Consider the following 15,325-nt stretch of genomic DNA (forward strand, 5'->3'; position numbering starts at 1 on the left):
GAGCAATGACATTATGCTAAGTAAACTAACAATAAAACAAAAAATTACTTTAGGCTTTAGTGCATTAGGTGTGCTGCTGTTACTTGCATGCGTGCTTGCCTATTTAGCATTGGCGCAAATAAAGTCCGCTAATCAAAATATGGGGCAAATTACTTTGCCTATTCAGCGCAGTGCCGACGCCTTGCAACTTGAGCAGCTTAAGCTCAGCAAGTTGGTTTCTCAAGCTTATACCCTCGAAAGCGAGCAAGATATCAATCGGGCTCGACAGCAATTTACCACACAGCAGCAACTGTATGTTGAGCGCCAGCGGCACTTAACGTCATTGACGCAAGCCATGCCTGAATTTGTCACACCATTAAAGCAAACTCTGGCGCTGGGTGAGCAGCTCAGTCGTGCCGCAGAACAAATGTTGCAGGCTAAGGCTGATGTTGTACAAGCGCAGCAACGGATCCAATCACAATATCAAGCACTTAAACAGGATAAAGAACAGGCCAGCAATGCCATGCTGGATCTTGAGTTAATCGAGACAGACAAAACACGGCAGTTGGAAGAAATGGTCGGGACTGGCGTTCGTATTGATGACATGTTGTTTACACTGGAAAACAACAGTCAGCGGATCAGCGGTTTAACGCTAGAGCAAGTAGATCAGCACCAGCAAGATATGTTGTTTTTGTTAGATAATATTGAAAATAACCTAACGTTTTTGAAGCGCCAAGCCTATGGCATGGATGCAGATGATTTGTTAAATCAGTTTAGTGAGGGCATGACTAAGCTCAGGGAAAAGCTGGGTGAGCCCGGTCATCTTTATGTCGCGGTACAAGAGAAACTGCGTCAGCAACAGCAAGCTGCAATGTTATATAAGCAATCAGAGCAGCATGCGTTTGCCATTTTAACCGAGCTTGAGAAAATGCAGCAAAGCGCTAATGCGGCGTTTAATCGTTCTCAAAATAATGCTGAAACCCTTATCGAGCGAGCGCAAAATACCGCCATTTTATTGGTGATTGTCTTTATTGCTTTAGGTGCGTTTATCTCGGTTTCAACTAGCCGGGCAATGCTTGGGCCGTTGGCTGCGGTGAATAAAATGCTCAAATACCTTGCTGCTGGAGACTTTTCGAAGCAAATGAGTAAGCGCAGTGATGATGAATTTGGTCAGTTAATTGATAATATTAATCAGGTGAAAGACAATCTCCGTGCTTTGCTAGAGTCAATCAATAATCAGGTTCATGAGTTAGAAGGACTATCGGAATCATCATTAAGCGAAAGTAAACAAATAGCCAATAATGCGACTGAGCAAATGCGCCGCATGGATAATGCCAATCGCTTAGCACAAAGTATTTCAGCTAGTGCTTTGGCGGTTTCCGAACGCTCGTCAGATAGCCTCGCGAGCATCCATACCGCTAACCAGCATAAAACTGAGGTCAGTAAATACACACAAGACAATAAACAACATATTCTATCGCTCAGCACGCGCATGAGTGAAGCGGTAGAGAGCATGACCAAATTGACCACACATAGCGAGAATATCGGCAGTATCTTGGATACCATTGTTTCTATTGCTGAGCAAACCAATCTGTTGGCGCTAAACGCAGCAATAGAGGCGGCTCGAGCTGGTGAGCAGGGAAGAGGGTTTGCGGTGGTCGCCGATGAGGTTAGAACGCTTGCGTCTAGGACGCAAGAGTCGACTAATGAAATTAACCAAATGATCGCAGCTCTGAGACAGGATACACATAGCGCCTCTGAGGCCATTAACTCCGGCCAACGTGATGTTGCCTCATGTGTTAAACAAAGTGAGGCGCTTGCCAGTGCCATGGATGAAATTGCCAACGCTATTTTACAGGTTACGCAGCTGAGTGAAGAAGTCAGCCAAGCCGCTGATCACCAAGCGACGGATTGTCAGCAAATTGAGCAGGTGATGCTAGATGCACAAAGTACCGCAAATGAGAATGCTCAGGCGATGCAAAGCTTGGCTAAAGGCAGCGAGTCGCTCAGTAGCTTCTCGCATCGTCTAGCAACACTGGTTGAGCGTTTTAAATTATAAGAATGTAAACTGGTATTACACACGCTTTGATGGTCTGGAATAAATATAAGACATTACTGCGATCTTTATACTGCCAACTACACAGGCCAACCAGGCTGCTGGTGAGAGCAAAATAAGTAAAGCATAGCTCGCTGTCATGCCCACTGTTGCCATGACTTTGGCCTTGAGCGGAATAACCCTGTATTGCTTCCATTGCGTTAATGAAGCGCCAAATCTTGGGTGATTTAGCAGCCACAAGGCAAGCCTAGGAGAGGCTTTTGAAAAGCACGCCAAAGCCAGAATAAAAAACACAGTGGTTGGCATGACGGGCAAAACAATACCAATAACACCGAGGGCTACAAATAGATATCCGCATAGCAGTAGGGCTATTTTTTTATAGTTGGCTAAGGCGGCTTTAAACATCATGAATAAACGTGTGCCTGGAATGCTTGGAAACGGGTGAATGCCTGACGAGCACCTTCAATTAGCGCCTGTTCTTGCTGTTCGCTCAATTCAATTGCGTCTATGATTTGCACAAGCTCTCGCCAAGCGCTGCCGCGACCGGCTCCTGGGCCTGCTAAATATCGAGCGCCGTGCTGCGCATCAAAATTGAGCTTGGCCCCAACTTGTTTACCCAGCATGGCTGCACCGACCTTTGAGCCCTCAACCACATATAGCCAGCCGAGCGCTCTGGCGACGTCGGTATTATTGGTTACTTCTGGCATTAAGTAGGGAGTAGGGATGGTGGTTTCAAGGTCGATAAAGTCTTGCTCAAGCAAACCTAAGCGGCGGCGCGTGGCCAAATCAGGAATAAGCGCTAATAATTCTGGGTGTTCATAAAGAGCGCTCACATCTTTTAAAAAATAAAACTGTAGTCGTAAGAAATCGAGATAGCTTTGTGTATTGGCGAATGGGTCTTGCGCCATAATGGATTTGTCTACATTGTCGTGGGTATCTGCAGTTGCATGTTTTAAGTTTTGCGCTCGAGAAAGTGCAGAGGTAACGGTAGTCATTGATGCTCCAAGGTGATGTAAAAATATAGCGCTGTCTTTAAGCAAAAGTACAGCGCCTAAGTGTTGATTAAAGTTTGAGTTCTAAGCCAATCGAAATGGTTTGGCCAGGTTCTGGCATCGCGACGATTGAGCCGCTTGAAACTTTATACTGATCGGTCAAGTTGGTGATCGCTAGGTTGCCTTTGATGCTGTCGCTAAAGATATAATCAAGATAAAAGTCGAGCTGATAGCCTGCTGGAATATACTCAAGCGCAGTTACTCCAGTCCCTGCCAAAAAGCCGCCCGGGTGATGTTTCTCAGCGTGTTTTTTGTAAGTAAAACCCGTATCAATTGTGTCGTTAAAGAGTGTCATACCAAGCGTTGCGATATAGCTTTTTTCAGGAGGCACACGAAGTGGTGTTAAACTCCCCGCAAAGCCGGTCGTATTACAAGTATCGACACCTGCAGCCTCGGCCATTAAGCGTGAGCACATTTTGACGTCGGTGTACTTTGTGTAAGATAACCTGCTGTAAAATAAGTCGCTTTGGTAATGAAGGCCAAATTCCGTGCCGGGGAGTTCAAACTTATCATAGTTGGTAAAGGTGAACTTTTGATCCCATGAAGGTGCGTCGGGTTTAGGCAAGAAGCCTGTTGCCAACATACTTTCAATATTGGTGTAGAAGTACTCCGCCGAGATAATTAGCTTATCCCCGTGGCTGAGTAAGTTGCTAAAGTCACTCTCAAAGCCAATATCATACGATTTCGTTTTTTCAGGGGTGATCGGGTAGTCACTAGAGTAGGAAAACACCTCATTAGAAACTGTTGTTTCGTACAGGTTTGGCATTCGATATGCGTTGCTATATTTGGCTTTAATAACTGTATTATCAAGCAGTTGATAATTTGCTTGTACAGTCACATCCGCTTTGGCATCAAATGTAAGTTTTTCGCCTGTTTGATAGTCCTCGTTGACCGAGTCATGAAGGTTTACGTTCAGTGCAAACTCTACAGGCGCAAGATCGATATTGGCATTGGCGAATAATGCACGTTTTGTTTGTTTGCCATGTCGTGAAGTGGCTTTTAAATTGAAGTCAGCAGGGTACCAGTCTCGATTAAAATTATCTTTCCAGTCTTTATGAGGGCTTAATTTTTCAACCTGCCAGGATAGGCCGTACGTCAAAGTAATCGGTGTATTTGCCAACGATAATGCAGAGGTATTGAACGCACTTATCCCATGACGCTTATTGTTATAACGGTGAAAATATTGCCCCGCATTTGCTCCTAGGTTACTGCCAAGCGCATTATATTGCTGTAACCTTGCGCTGGTACGCCAAACGTTAACACTGAGGTCGACTAATGAGTTATTACTCGGTAAAAAACGGTATAACGCACTGGCACTGTTTACCAGAGCAGAGCCTGGAGCCCACTGCGGCATGGTTTCTACGCCTTCTGGAATTTCTTCGGACATCCATTGTTCTTGGCCATTTTCATCGATCACCTTCCAAAACTTGGTGTCACCGGCTCGTTGTTTGTACCAGTAGGTGGCCAGCATTTCTCCCGCTTCTTGCTTATGGTAACGTGTATTCACCTCTAATGATTGTTCGTCCGTAAACGCATAAGTTAGTTTGGCAAGATATGAGTCGCTTTCAAAGCTTGTATTGACGACTTCGCCATTTTGGTTAACTGGAGGTGGGATCTGGTCGACTACTGTTACTTCGTCATATTGCCCCTCATGATCAGTTGAAGGCACCCAACGTACATACTCCACGGTTTCAACAAAGTCGTCAAAGCTATTTTTACCAGCGAAGTAGTTACCAACCTTTTTCTTACTATAAGCGAGTACTGCTTGTAAGTTATCCTGTTGATAAGCGGTTGCTAGCGTAAACCCACCGCCTGCAAAGTCGAGTGTGTCATTGTGGTTGCTGATTTCATAATAACTTTGCAGGCCGAAGCTCTCTGGTACTTCAGGTGTTTTATTGTTGTTATGCGTATTTACCTTAACTAAAGCGCCAAAATGCTTACCGTCTTGGAGAATATCTTGTGTGCCCAATGTTCGGATATTGACTGTTCCGCCGATTGCACCTGAGCCGAAAGGTGATGCTTTGGCCGATGCGCCTTTTTCGACATTAACCGAGCTTATCAAGTTTGAATCGATATAGGTTCTGTCAGACGAGCCCATATAGCCGCGGTTTGTGTGCGTTGATTGCAAACTACCGTCGATGAAAATCGGCACTCGACCTTCGCCTTGCACGCCGCGAATACCAATATCAAGTGCGCCAGCTTCGTTTCGAATATTGTTTGCCTCTATACCAGAAAACGTTGAGAAAATATCCGAGTTAGATAAACCCTTGGTTCGAGCAATCTGTTCACGATTAAGATTGAGTTTATCGCCTTTGACCGTGATAACTTCAATATTATCTTGCGGATTTGGTGTTTGGCTGTGCTTTGCCTTTTCCTGAGTATTATTGGTTTTGCTTTTTACAGGCGCTGACCCGTTAATCGCCGCTTTAATAACGATGTTGTTGTCGATAATGCTCGCTGTTAGCTGGCTACCTTTTAGTGTGCGTTCTAGTGCCTCGGTTAAACTTACCTCTCCTTTAAGTGCTGGGGCTTGCAGGCCATTTAATAGTTTCGCATCGGCAATTAGATTCATACTCGCAGCTTCAGCTACCTGCGTTAAGGTATGGCTAATAGGTTGCTGCGTAAGATTAAATTGATATAAAGCAACATGACTCTGCGCGGTTGCAGGCAGGCTCAGGCTAAGCCCGAGTGCAAATGCTAAGGGAGTGAGTCTTGTGTTTAAAACAGAGCGAGTTCTCATTGTTATGCGTCCAAATAAATTACCTAAGATGAAAACGAATGAGAATGAGAACTCCTCAATAAAAATTTGAATATTTTTATCTCATCATCGAGAATTAACTATAACTATATGATTGTTATACTCTTTAACTTCTACAGGGAGAACATGTGGAAGTAAGTTTAAAAAGCTTTCGAGCTCTGATGCTACAAAAGTACCCGAAATAACCAATTGCTCAGTTGATTGAGCGCTTAAGGTGTAACTTATCGCATGATGTCGTTTAAATTCCTCAAGTGCTTCGTTAAGTGGTGTATTGTCGAACACGAGTCGTCCTTGCTTAAACGCATCAACGAGATTGAGGTTTGGATCAAACTCAGCCTTGACAATGCCGTCACTGTCCACGACCGCCATTTGACCTTTTGTCAGCGTTATTTGCTGATTTTGGCTTTGCACGTTTACACGGCCATGATCCACCACAATGCGAACGCTATTGGGTTTTTTATCAACAGAAAAGCGGGTACCTAATACGGTAATTTTTGTGCTACCGGCGCTGATAACAAATGGACGGCTTTTGTCACTGGCAACGTCAAACAATACGCGTCCACTGAGTAGTTTATTACTACGCCGATTGCCATCAAAATCAATAGCGAGGGAAGTTTTGGCATCTAAGGTCAGTCGAGATTGGTCGGGCAGTGAGATATTGCGTAATTCGCCTCGTGCTGACTGATAGCTGGCGTGAAAGGTGTCTTTGTTTACTTGAAAGAACCACGTTTGATAGCCAAAGAAACTCAACGCAAAAAGTGCAAAGCATGCAGCAATGGCGAAGTACCGCTGAGTTGTCTTTGATTTAAGCTTCGAGTGTGTAATTGGATTCTCTAATTGTGCAATGTCTTGATCTGAAAATTGCGATAACAGTCGCTCAATCTGTTTACTTTCTTGATAGGCTGTTTGGTGCGCACGGTTCTCACCAAGCCAACGATTGAGCGCTTGCTGCTGCGTTTTACTGAGCCCTTGCCTTTCGAGTTCCAGCCAGTGGTTTACTTGCTGCTGTATTGATACATTATGACGGTCCATTGCGATTCTCTTATTGTTTTTGTAATGCGTTACGGCAAGCGAGCATGGCAGTTGCCAAGTGTTTTTCGACCATGCTGACAGATATCCCCATTTGCTCTGCTATTTGTGGCTGGCTTAAGTTTTTAAATTTATAGAGCACAAATGCTTGCTTAGTTTTTAGGGGTAAGGAGTCGATACTTCGATTAAGTAATGCCAGTTGTTGTTGACTTGCAAGCTTAGCCTCAGGCTCATAATAACTTGGCGCGACTAATTCGAAGTCGTCGGGCTCAGCAACGGTTTGATTTTTGCGATACTGATCAATCACAATGTTTTTTGCGGCTTTAAAAAACAGCGCGCGCTCTTGCGTGTTATCCTGCTTTGGATTGCTGCTTTTATAACTTAGTATTCGGGTATACGCCTCTTGGACTATATTTTGAGCCTTATCTTTGCACCCCACTGAACGAGCGATATAACTTAATACTTCTGAGTAATAACGTTCCAAAATACACCAGTTTGCTTTTCAAAAGTCGCGCATACTAGCATTAAAAATTGTTATTGAGAATTGTTTTTGTTTGCGTTTGTCGACTTTTAACTGTTCGTTAATAGGTTTTATGTTTTTAGTGCTTTTACTTGATGGTTTTTTATAAAGCTTTGAAAAGTTTGGGTTTATTTTAAATTTCTTTGAGTCCAAACACTAAACGAAGTGCTTATTAAGGCGTAGGAGCGATACCTTTTATAATGCGTTGGCAGGCGCAGGGATCCATAAAATGGGGCACCGGATAATCTGGATGTGCTTCTTTTAGCGCCAGCTCTGCGAGTAGCGCGGCATCATCAGGAAGTACTTCGGCGAGCGTGGTTTGGATCTGTAAATCAAGCAATAAGCGCTTGATGTGCTCCAACAGGTCATCCGCTTGGCGTTCGACGGGATAGTCTAACGAGGTTAATCCACAGTATCTGGCGATGAGCGCGAGTTGCTGGTTAATGCGCTCGCCATACCAGGTTAGCACGGGCATGAGTAACACCGCATTGGCAAGCCCGTGTGGCGTACCATATTGAGCGCTCAATTGGTGTGAAATTGCATGTACGTAGCCGACAGAAGTTCTGGTAAAAGCTTGTCCTGCGTAATGGGAAGCGAGTAGTAGTTGCGCCCTTGCTTCTAGATTTTGTGGGTCTCGTTGTGCTTTGGGTAAATATTCAAAGATGGCTCTACAGGCCTCAAGAGCACGGCCGCGGCTAAACTTAAGACAGTTAATGCTCAGTAGTGCCTCAATGGCGTGGGTTAGTGCATCAATTGCCGTAGTCGCGGTGATATGTGCAGGCATACTTGTGGTTAATTCCGGTAATAATACGGCATGGTGCGGCACTAAACAAAAATCAGTCGCGGCATACTTGGCGTGATTGCTAGGATCGTTAACAACGGCGGCAACGGTGGTCTCCGAGCCGGTTCCTGCGGTTGTTGGGATCGCGATATTCGGCGGTAGGCGTTTTAAGACTTTAAACAACCCTTTGAGTTTAGTCACCGGTTTGTTCGGCTTGACAGCCCGAGCACCGATCAGCTTGCCCGTGTCGAGTACCGAGCCACCGCCAAGCGCGATAATTGCTTTACACTGATGCTGTTGGTAGACCTTTAGACCATCTTCAACGTTTGTTATGGTTGGGTTGGGTAAAACATCTGCGTAATAATGCGTGACTAACTCTGACTCACGTAGTGTGTTTTCCACAACCTGATGCAAGTTGAGCTTGAGCAGCACTTGGTCGGTCACGACTAAGACGTTATCTCCATTTTTTAACCCCAGCGCCTTAATGGCGTCTAACAGCCCCGTTTTTCCCTGATGTAATTTGGGATTCGGGATCCCGATAAAAATAACAATGCACTTTAGGGCAAAATGGTAAATACGGTAAAACCAACTCATTGCGATCCGTCTAATTTTGTTTTTGTATCATTTAAAAAATGTAGACGGATCATCACTGAATTGCTAGCAAATTTTCGGCTAGTTTGTAGTGATTTGCTGTGAAACTGGCTTTTCTTCTTTAATTGGTGCTTTGGGCTTGTCCATCTCAAATGCTTCTATCATCAGCAAAATATGGGCCGCGCTCCATGAAAAGTTCGGTGCACCTTGCTGCTCGCCGGTGAGTGGATTGTAGTTTTCGCGAATAGGCGCGTTTTGCAGCAGACCATCCGCATTTTGCATAAATCGATCAAGCAAAGTGTTCGCTTCAGTTTCATAACCATAATAACTTAGTCCCATCAAGCCAAAATACAATTGGTCAAGCCAGACACGACCACGCCAATAGATGTTTGCACCAAATGCAGGGTTGGTCTGGGATGCAGAGCCTAGAGGAATATAGGTGTTGAATTCACTGGGGCTGAGCATTACTTCAGAGACGCGTTTAGCATGATACGCTGTTGCGACCTGATTAAAGAGCGGAGCCCAACCTTCCGGGCCACGACCACGTTCAATGATTGGTTTCCCTGCACAGCCATTTTCAAGCGGTGATGCGGCAATGCGAATATCGTAGTAGTATCCGCTGTTATCGTCGAACATGCAGCGGTTTATATAATCGGCGATTTGCTTTGCTTGTGCTGAAAAGGCTTTGGCTTCCTGTGGCTTAGCCAAGATATTGGCGATGGTACTCAAGTTTTTGGTGTCAGAATAAAAATAACTGGCCCCATCAACCGACTCTTGCATCAAAGAGTAGCCTAGCAGATGGCCTTGGGCATCCATATTGCTAGCAAATTCGACTTGCCAGTCTTTAGCATCGCCACCTTGTTTCACATAGATCTCAAGCTGCTGTGGTGAGATAAAACCAAAGTTAGCAGCATCGTCTCTTCCAGATTCCCATGACGCTGCGGTCTGTGCGGGAATACTTATCTGTTTACCCTGTGCCTGCGCATCGCGATAGGCTTTTAGCCCAAAATGGGCATGCTTTTGCTTTCCTTCATGTAGATAAAATAACAACTCACCCGCTTGATTATTATGGTGTTTATCTATGGTTGCACCAAATTCTGGAATACCATTTTGGTTGTGATCACGGTTGCGCAGCCACCAATCACGATAGGCGACAAGTTTAGGGTAAATTTGTGCAAGCCAAGCTTTGTCTTTGCTGGCATGGTAGGTATTCAACACCGCCCAAGCGGCCAGCGAGGGTTTTGAATTCCGTTCGCTCCAATTACCCCCATCGCCACCACGTTCTGGTGGCAGGTTATAACCAATTAAATCGGGTAATAAGCCTTTATCTTGGGGTCTCACAGGATCGTTAGCTGCTATTTGATAGGAAAATACGGCATCAATGTTGGCCTTGGCTAAATCTGGTGCAAATAGTCTCAGCGCTGACGCTTGTTTCCAACTGTCCCAAGGCCAAGTTAAATTGCCGGAAAACCAGCGAGCAGTGACCGAAGGCGATACGGTATCAAACACGATTGCCCCTGCAGGAGATCGCCAGTTACCAATGAGGGTTTCAACGGCTTTTATCGCCAATGTTTGTTTATCTCGTGGTAAGGTTTGATAGCGTGCTAAATAGCCCATCCAGCGAGCTTTAGAGCGTTGCCAATACTTAGCTGGGGATGAGAGAATTTCGGCAACGGCCTTTGCTGTTTGTATGCGTTCCTGTTGATTATGGACATAACTTATGGCGGTATAAAACTGCAGATCACCAGAGATTTGTGTCTCGCTATAATAACGGTCATTTTCCACCACATTTTTGAAAGGGATTGTGCGGGTGATTGAGTACTCGTTGCTACCAGAGGTCAGAAGCGCCCACGGATCGCGAACACGACCAAAAGTGGTACTGATCCCACTTTCGCTGGCAACCATAGTTGGTGCGAGCTTAGGGTATTGTTGGTCCAGTGCTTGTTGTTGATTAAGTTGGTGGAGTAATTTGCCGTCCAATTTTAAAGTAAGTCGTTGCTTAGTATGAATAGTGGTTTGAATAAGAGAAGTGCGCTCGCTAACAAAGCGTAAGCGGATCGTCACCGTCGCGAGCTCATGTCTGAGCGTTTGTACCAGCTCTCCTGGTAGGCTGTACTGCGCTGCATCAAATTGCAATTTGATATCACCGTGAAAAACCTGTAGACGCTCAATACGTTCAAATAAATAGGTTAAATACTCTTCGGTGATAATCGCGTTACCCGTAAAACCACCAAATTCCGCCGCGCTATCAGGAAGTAAGTGACCATGCCATGCGCCGTTGTCAAACAGTGGTGAATAGGGACTATGGCCAAACTTGTCTGCGGGCTTCATCACCTGAGGGTGGCCAAAGCGTGAAACTGCGTTGATGATCTTTGGGCTTGCGTGTGTTTCGCATGCTACAAAGAGCACGAGTAATAACATTCCTGTGAGTACTTTCATTTGTTGTTTTTTGAATAAAGTATACAATTTTGAAAATGCTATCACAGCGACGTACAAAGTTCAGTAGCAAACGATGAATTACTCGTCAATGGGGCAGCCGACATCAACCTTTTTGCGTTGCATCTGCACCCGTTCAGCGGCGGCGCGTAGCCGATTTATATACTCTGGAGGGGCGCTCGGGTTGGCGGTTAAATAGAGGGTTTTACTTAACTCAGGGACTTCTAGAACTTTGTCCCATTGCTCCACTAAACCCATTCTAGCAGCCATTCTATCTACAAAGTTTTCGGCACCAAAAATAAAGTCTATTCTGCCTCTTTCAAGCAGCTCACCTGCACGACTAAAACTGGTTACTGATAGCATATTCTTATCGGCGACAAAGCCTTGTGCTTTTAAATAGTTTTCGGAGAGCTGATCAGCCGCAACAGCGACAACATGTTGTTTGATTTTCCATATTTCCCACACCTGCTGATCGGCAATATCAGCACGCTTATAAAAGGCGACCTTTAGCTCACAAAGTGGCGCAATCCAGATATGGTTTTCTTCACGTTGCTCCGTTCTGGCGATCGAGTAGAGCAATGAGTAGGGGGATTTTTTGGAGAAGGCTTTTGCGCGAGTCCAAGGCAACATATAAATTTGATAGCTTAGCTCTGCTTCCCACATAATGAGGCGCACGATATCAGTGGCAAGCCCAGTAATGGTGCCGTTCTTTTGCTCTATCTGGTACGGAGGAAAATGCTCGGTATAGATATCTACTTTTGTTGGTGCTGCGGCTAAGGCACTGAATACACTAAATATCCCTATAACGCTCCCAATTATATACTGCATACCACATTCTCAAGATCGTTTTTAATAGTATAACTCATAATTTGTTATTGGTTTTAGTTAAATTAATGTACCGATTAAAACTTCAAATTGGTGCTTAAATGGCAATTATTATATGGTCTTTTGGTGTCTTTTAAGAATTAAATAACGGCGTAGAATTGCTCTTGTTGTAGAGGAGTCGTTATGCGCTTAGTTTTATTCTTGCTTATGTTGTTTGTGTCTACTTACTCACATGCTAGTGAAGTTGCAGTTGATTATGTGATGGGAGAGGGGGATGTAAAAGGACTGCGGCTTGGGTATCGTCCCTTGCATTATAGTTTAGCGGATTATGGTTTTGGAGAAGGTGCCTATGTTTATTTTGAGCTGAGCACCAACTATTGGGAATACGGCAAACCAAAACGCTCAGACACGACGTTTGCTATTGCATTGTCACCAGTGCTTAGTGTTCCACTGAATGAGTTTGCTGGAAAGCCGGTAAATTTTGAGTTTGGAATTGGCATGACCTACGTCAGTGATACTCGATTTGCGGGTAAAGACATTGGTGTTCACTATCAGTTTGAAGACCGCATTGGACTTAGTGTTAATTTGAACCCCAGTACTAAAGTTGGGATCCGATATCTACATTATTCTAATGCTGGTTTGAGCGACCACAACCCCGGTCTTGACTTTTTTAATGTGTTCTACGTTAAGCGGTTTTAACGCTTAATTTCATTGAGTTAGTTTTATCTCCCTTTGTGATTTCAAGGATGAAATTTTTTCTTCATAAAATTCCAGTATCCAAGATAATAGAATGCAGTTAAACGCTTGACCTAAACTAAGGTTTAGGAATTAGGGTTCTGTGTAAACCAATAATAATCAAGGAACATCAATGGAGAATAGCTCTGCAATTGAGCGGTTAAAGCGCTTTACACCTTTAGTTTGGGTAATGCTTGTTGGTAACTTTTTCGTTCGCGCTAGTTACTACATGGTATGGCCTTTTTTGGCTGTTATTCTTTACGAAAATTATGGACTGAGTGCAACAGAGGTCGGTTTATTGCTGACGGTGTCAGCGACTTTCGCCGTATTTTTGGGGTTTTATACGGGGAATCTCGCTGATCGCTTTGGTCGCACCAAAATGCTCTACACGGCAGTGTTTGTTGGTGTGATTTCTTTTTCTCTGTTGGCTGTGGCTGAGTCGTTGTGGTTGTTTGCAACCTCAGTGTTTTTAGCTTGTCTACCTAGGACGCTTTGGGATGCGCCTAGTAAAGCGTTACTTACTGAAGAACTTGCCGACGCAAAAGACAGAGAGCTTGCACTGCATTTACTCTATTTTCTCGTGAATGTGGGAGCGGCTTTAGGACCATTGTACGGGCTATGGGCGGGGCTTAATGGTGAGCAGTTTAGCTTTATCTATACTGGCATTTCGTATATTGGTTTGTTGCTCGCGCTGCTTTACTTTAGACCTAAACTGAGTGAAGCGCAGACTTTCGCTTTGCAGTCTGCCGCTCAGTCGGTACCCAAGTTTGCAAAGTGGCTGAGGATCTTACGAAAAGATAAAGTTTTTTTAATTGTGCTCATCGCTACAACTTTAGTGTATTTGGTTTATGCGCAATGTGACTCTAGCTTAGTGCAGTATTTGACGCGTGCAGAGGTCCCCGATCTAGCTTGGCTAATTTCTAGCTTAATCATCGCAAATTCTAGTGTGATCATCGTTTGTCAGTTTCCATTACTACATCTGATGCGTAATTGGCGCATTGAAAATAGGCTTTATGCGGGTGGTGTGATATTGATTATTTCACAAGTCATGATGGCCTTGAATGATGTACACAATATTTGGGGATGGATTGCAGCCATGATGGTGTTGAGTCTGAGCGAAGCAATTATGTTTACTAACATCAATGTCTATATTGACAGGTTGGCACCAGATAACCTGAAAGCTAGCTATTTTGGTGCTGCTGGCTTATGTTCATTGGGGTATGCATTAGCGCCCATTTTAGGTGGGCTTATTTTAGATTTTTACTCCGGTATGATGCTGTTTATCATCATGACCTTAGTATCTATCACCGCACTTGGTTTTTATCGTATTGCTGAGCTAAAGCCCAAGACGACGGCTGAAGCGATATAGCTTAGCTAACTCGGTGACCTAAAAAGGGTCACCGTTTGTTTTTATGCTAATTATCCGAATCAAAGGTTAGTTACTTTACTTACCTGCCATTTTTTGCAAGTAACCCAGACGTTGACGCTCGGCAGCCGAGGGCTGATATGGGCGCTTCTCCAGTGCGTCAAAGTAGAAATCAGTGATGTGGTATTCGGTTATTTTGCTATCACCAAACTGCGCAAGCTCTCCCGGCATTGGCGACATTCTCTCAATCACAAATGTCTTTAACGTGAACTGGGATGGGCCGGATTTAGCTGAAAAAGGAGCAAGCACCGACTGATGTGCTTTTAAGTTGAATACCTGTTTCCCTTCGCTTAACTTTTGCTTTTCAACCAAATGACTGATTGGTGTGCCATCGGGAGTAAATAGGTTTGCACGGATACGATAAGTACCACTTTGCTTTACTTCAAGTTGCAATGGAATTATCAAGTCAGCTTGCTCGGGGTAAGGTTCAGCAATGGCGAGCAGTGTGGCGCTGGGCTGGTAATAGCGGATACTTGCTGTTAATGCAACGGCCTTAGCCGAGTTTGGTTTAGCACGCACAACAACATTCAGCTCTTGAGGCCATGTTGTCTCGCCATCGATTGCACCAAGCCAAATACCATTAGACTCTTTGAGGCGGGTGGTAGATAAGGTTTGCTGCGATGTAGGGTCAAGTATCGTTGCGGTTGCATTAGAAAATTGACTACCAGATAAACTTATCTCGATAGTAGCGGGGTGTACAAAGCGATATTGATTCAGCGACAAAGACACTTGTTCGTTGTTTTCTTCAATTGGCATTTCGATGGCATAGAAATGATTTGGATTGAGCCTATCAAAATCACCTTTGCCAAGGGGCTGTGAATAAGGCGGTAGAGAAATAGTATATTCATAGTGTGCCGCAGCTGATTGCGCAGCTTGTGCCAGTGGTAGCGATTCGATCAGTGATTGTTTTTGTGTTATCGCAGTTTTAGGTGTGACTGGTGGTGTTGTTGGTGGTGTCAAAATAGGTGTGGTGACTTGTGGTGTTGCTGCTAACTCAGGTGAGGGCAGAGCTTCGCGCTGCAAGGCAAAATATCCTGCAGTGATACAGATCACAATAAGAATGGCGCTAATCAACAAAAACTTTTTCATAGCAATACTCGGTTAATATAAGGAACTGCATGGAGCAGTTCCTTGGGT

At 44.4% G+C, this 15,325-nt stretch carries 12 protein-coding genes; 3 read left to right on the forward strand and 9 right to left on the reverse strand.

What is annotated here, in order from left to right; genetic code table 11:
• The first annotated feature begins 13 nt into the window (after positions 1 to 13).
• Positions 14 to 2,038 (forward strand): methyl-accepting chemotaxis protein, encoded by a 2,025-nt coding sequence (locus L1271_RS21480; RefSeq protein ID WP_235368773.1) that lies wholly within the window; start codon positions 14 to 16, stop codon positions 2,036 to 2,038.
• Positions 2,039 to 2,053: 15 nt separating this feature from the next.
• Here L1271_RS21480 and L1271_RS21485 read toward each other — a convergent pair whose 3' ends face one another.
• The 8 genes from L1271_RS21485 to L1271_RS21520 form a co-directional block, all read right to left on the reverse strand.
• On the reverse strand, positions 2,054 to 2,443 hold the full coding sequence (locus L1271_RS21485) for a YbaN family protein (protein WP_010604079.1): 390 nt from the start codon (positions 2,441 to 2,443) through the stop codon (positions 2,054 to 2,056).
• Complete coding sequence (locus L1271_RS21490) at positions 2,440 to 3,030, reverse strand: biliverdin-producing heme oxygenase (protein ID WP_102056415.1); 591 nt, start codon at positions 3,028 to 3,030, stop codon at positions 2,440 to 2,442. The genes L1271_RS21485 and L1271_RS21490 overlap by 4 nt, the downstream gene beginning before the upstream one ends.
• 67 nt (positions 3,031 to 3,097) lie before the next feature.
• Complete coding sequence (locus L1271_RS21495) at positions 3,098 to 5,827, reverse strand: TonB-dependent receptor (protein WP_235368774.1); 2,730 nt, start codon at positions 5,825 to 5,827, stop codon at positions 3,098 to 3,100.
• Positions 5,828 to 5,911: 84 nt separating this feature from the next.
• On the reverse strand, positions 5,912 to 6,877 hold the full coding sequence (locus tag L1271_RS21500) for a FecR family protein (RefSeq protein ID WP_010604076.1): 966 nt from the start codon (positions 6,875 to 6,877) through the stop codon (positions 5,912 to 5,914).
• 10 nt (positions 6,878 to 6,887) lie between these two features.
• Positions 6,888 to 7,358, reverse strand: coding sequence for a sigma-70 family RNA polymerase sigma factor (locus tag L1271_RS21505; protein ID WP_010604075.1), 471 nt, complete (start codon positions 7,356 to 7,358; stop codon positions 6,888 to 6,890).
• A 208-nt stretch (positions 7,359 to 7,566) separates the two neighbouring features.
• Positions 7,567 to 8,769: an iron-containing alcohol dehydrogenase gene (locus tag L1271_RS21510; RefSeq protein WP_010604074.1), complete on the reverse strand. Its 1,203-nt coding sequence runs from the start codon at positions 8,767 to 8,769 to the stop codon at positions 7,567 to 7,569.
• Positions 8,770 to 8,847: 78 nt separating this feature from the next.
• Positions 8,848 to 11,187 carry an alpha-glucosidase gene (ygjK, locus tag L1271_RS21515; protein ID WP_442960391.1) on the reverse strand — a complete coding sequence of 780 codons (2,340 nt, stop codon included), beginning with the start codon at positions 11,185 to 11,187 and terminating at the stop codon, positions 8,848 to 8,850.
• A gap of 96 nt (positions 11,188 to 11,283) precedes the next feature.
• Positions 11,284 to 12,030, reverse strand: a complete 747-nt coding sequence (locus L1271_RS21520) for a substrate-binding periplasmic protein (RefSeq protein WP_010604072.1) — start codon at positions 12,028 to 12,030, stop codon at positions 11,284 to 11,286.
• A gap of 180 nt (positions 12,031 to 12,210) precedes the next feature.
• Here L1271_RS21520 and L1271_RS21525 point away from each other — a divergent pair, with 180 nt between their 5' ends.
• Complete coding sequence (locus tag L1271_RS21525; protein ID WP_102056419.1) at positions 12,211 to 12,726, forward strand: acyloxyacyl hydrolase; 516 nt, start codon at positions 12,211 to 12,213, stop codon at positions 12,724 to 12,726.
• A 169-nt stretch (positions 12,727 to 12,895) separates the two neighbouring features.
• Positions 12,896 to 14,131 (forward strand): MDR family MFS transporter, encoded by a 1,236-nt coding sequence (locus tag L1271_RS21530; RefSeq protein WP_235368777.1) that lies wholly within the window; start codon positions 12,896 to 12,898, stop codon positions 14,129 to 14,131.
• A gap of 75 nt (positions 14,132 to 14,206) precedes the next feature.
• Here the strand turns inward: L1271_RS21530 and L1271_RS21535 are convergent, their stop codons facing one another.
• Positions 14,207 to 15,277 carry a hypothetical protein gene (locus L1271_RS21535; protein ID WP_235368778.1) on the reverse strand — a complete coding sequence of 357 codons (1,071 nt, stop codon included), beginning with the start codon at positions 15,275 to 15,277 and terminating at the stop codon, positions 14,207 to 14,209.
• Positions 15,278 to 15,325 lie beyond the last annotated feature (48 nt).

It is taken from the genome of Pseudoalteromonas sp. OF5H-5 (assembly GCF_021530695.1).
Classification (GTDB): domain Bacteria; phylum Pseudomonadota; class Gammaproteobacteria; order Enterobacterales; family Alteromonadaceae; genus Pseudoalteromonas.

Excerpts from the sequence above, each read along its gene's own strand:
- L1271_RS21530 (WP_235368777.1), top strand. The coding sequence starts at position 12,896 with ATGGAGAATAGCTCTGCAATTGAGCGGTTAAAGCGCTTTACACCTTTA.
- ygjK (WP_442960391.1), bottom strand. The coding sequence starts at position 11,187 with ATGTTATTACTCGTGCTCTTTGTAGCATGCGAAACACACGCAAGCCCA.
- L1271_RS21510 (WP_010604074.1), bottom strand. The coding sequence starts at position 8,769 with ATGAGTTGGTTTTACCGTATTTACCATTTTGCCCTAAAGTGCATTGTT.
- L1271_RS21485 (WP_010604079.1), bottom strand. The coding sequence starts at position 2,443 with ATGATGTTTAAAGCCGCCTTAGCCAACTATAAAAAAATAGCCCTACTG.
- L1271_RS21480 (WP_235368773.1), top strand. The coding sequence starts at position 14 with ATGCTAAGTAAACTAACAATAAAACAAAAAATTACTTTAGGCTTTAGT.
- L1271_RS21490 (WP_102056415.1), bottom strand. The coding sequence starts at position 3,030 with ATGACTACCGTTACCTCTGCACTTTCTCGAGCGCAAAACTTAAAACAT.
- L1271_RS21495 (WP_235368774.1), bottom strand. The coding sequence starts at position 5,827 with ATGAGAACTCGCTCTGTTTTAAACACAAGACTCACTCCCTTAGCATTT.
- L1271_RS21500 (WP_010604076.1), bottom strand. The coding sequence starts at position 6,877 with ATGGACCGTCATAATGTATCAATACAGCAGCAAGTAAACCACTGGCTG.
- L1271_RS21535 (WP_235368778.1), bottom strand. The coding sequence starts at position 15,277 with ATGAAAAAGTTTTTGTTGATTAGCGCCATTCTTATTGTGATCTGTATC.
- L1271_RS21520 (WP_010604072.1), bottom strand. The coding sequence starts at position 12,030 with ATGCAGTATATAATTGGGAGCGTTATAGGGATATTTAGTGTATTCAGT.
- L1271_RS21525 (WP_102056419.1), top strand. The coding sequence starts at position 12,211 with ATGCGCTTAGTTTTATTCTTGCTTATGTTGTTTGTGTCTACTTACTCA.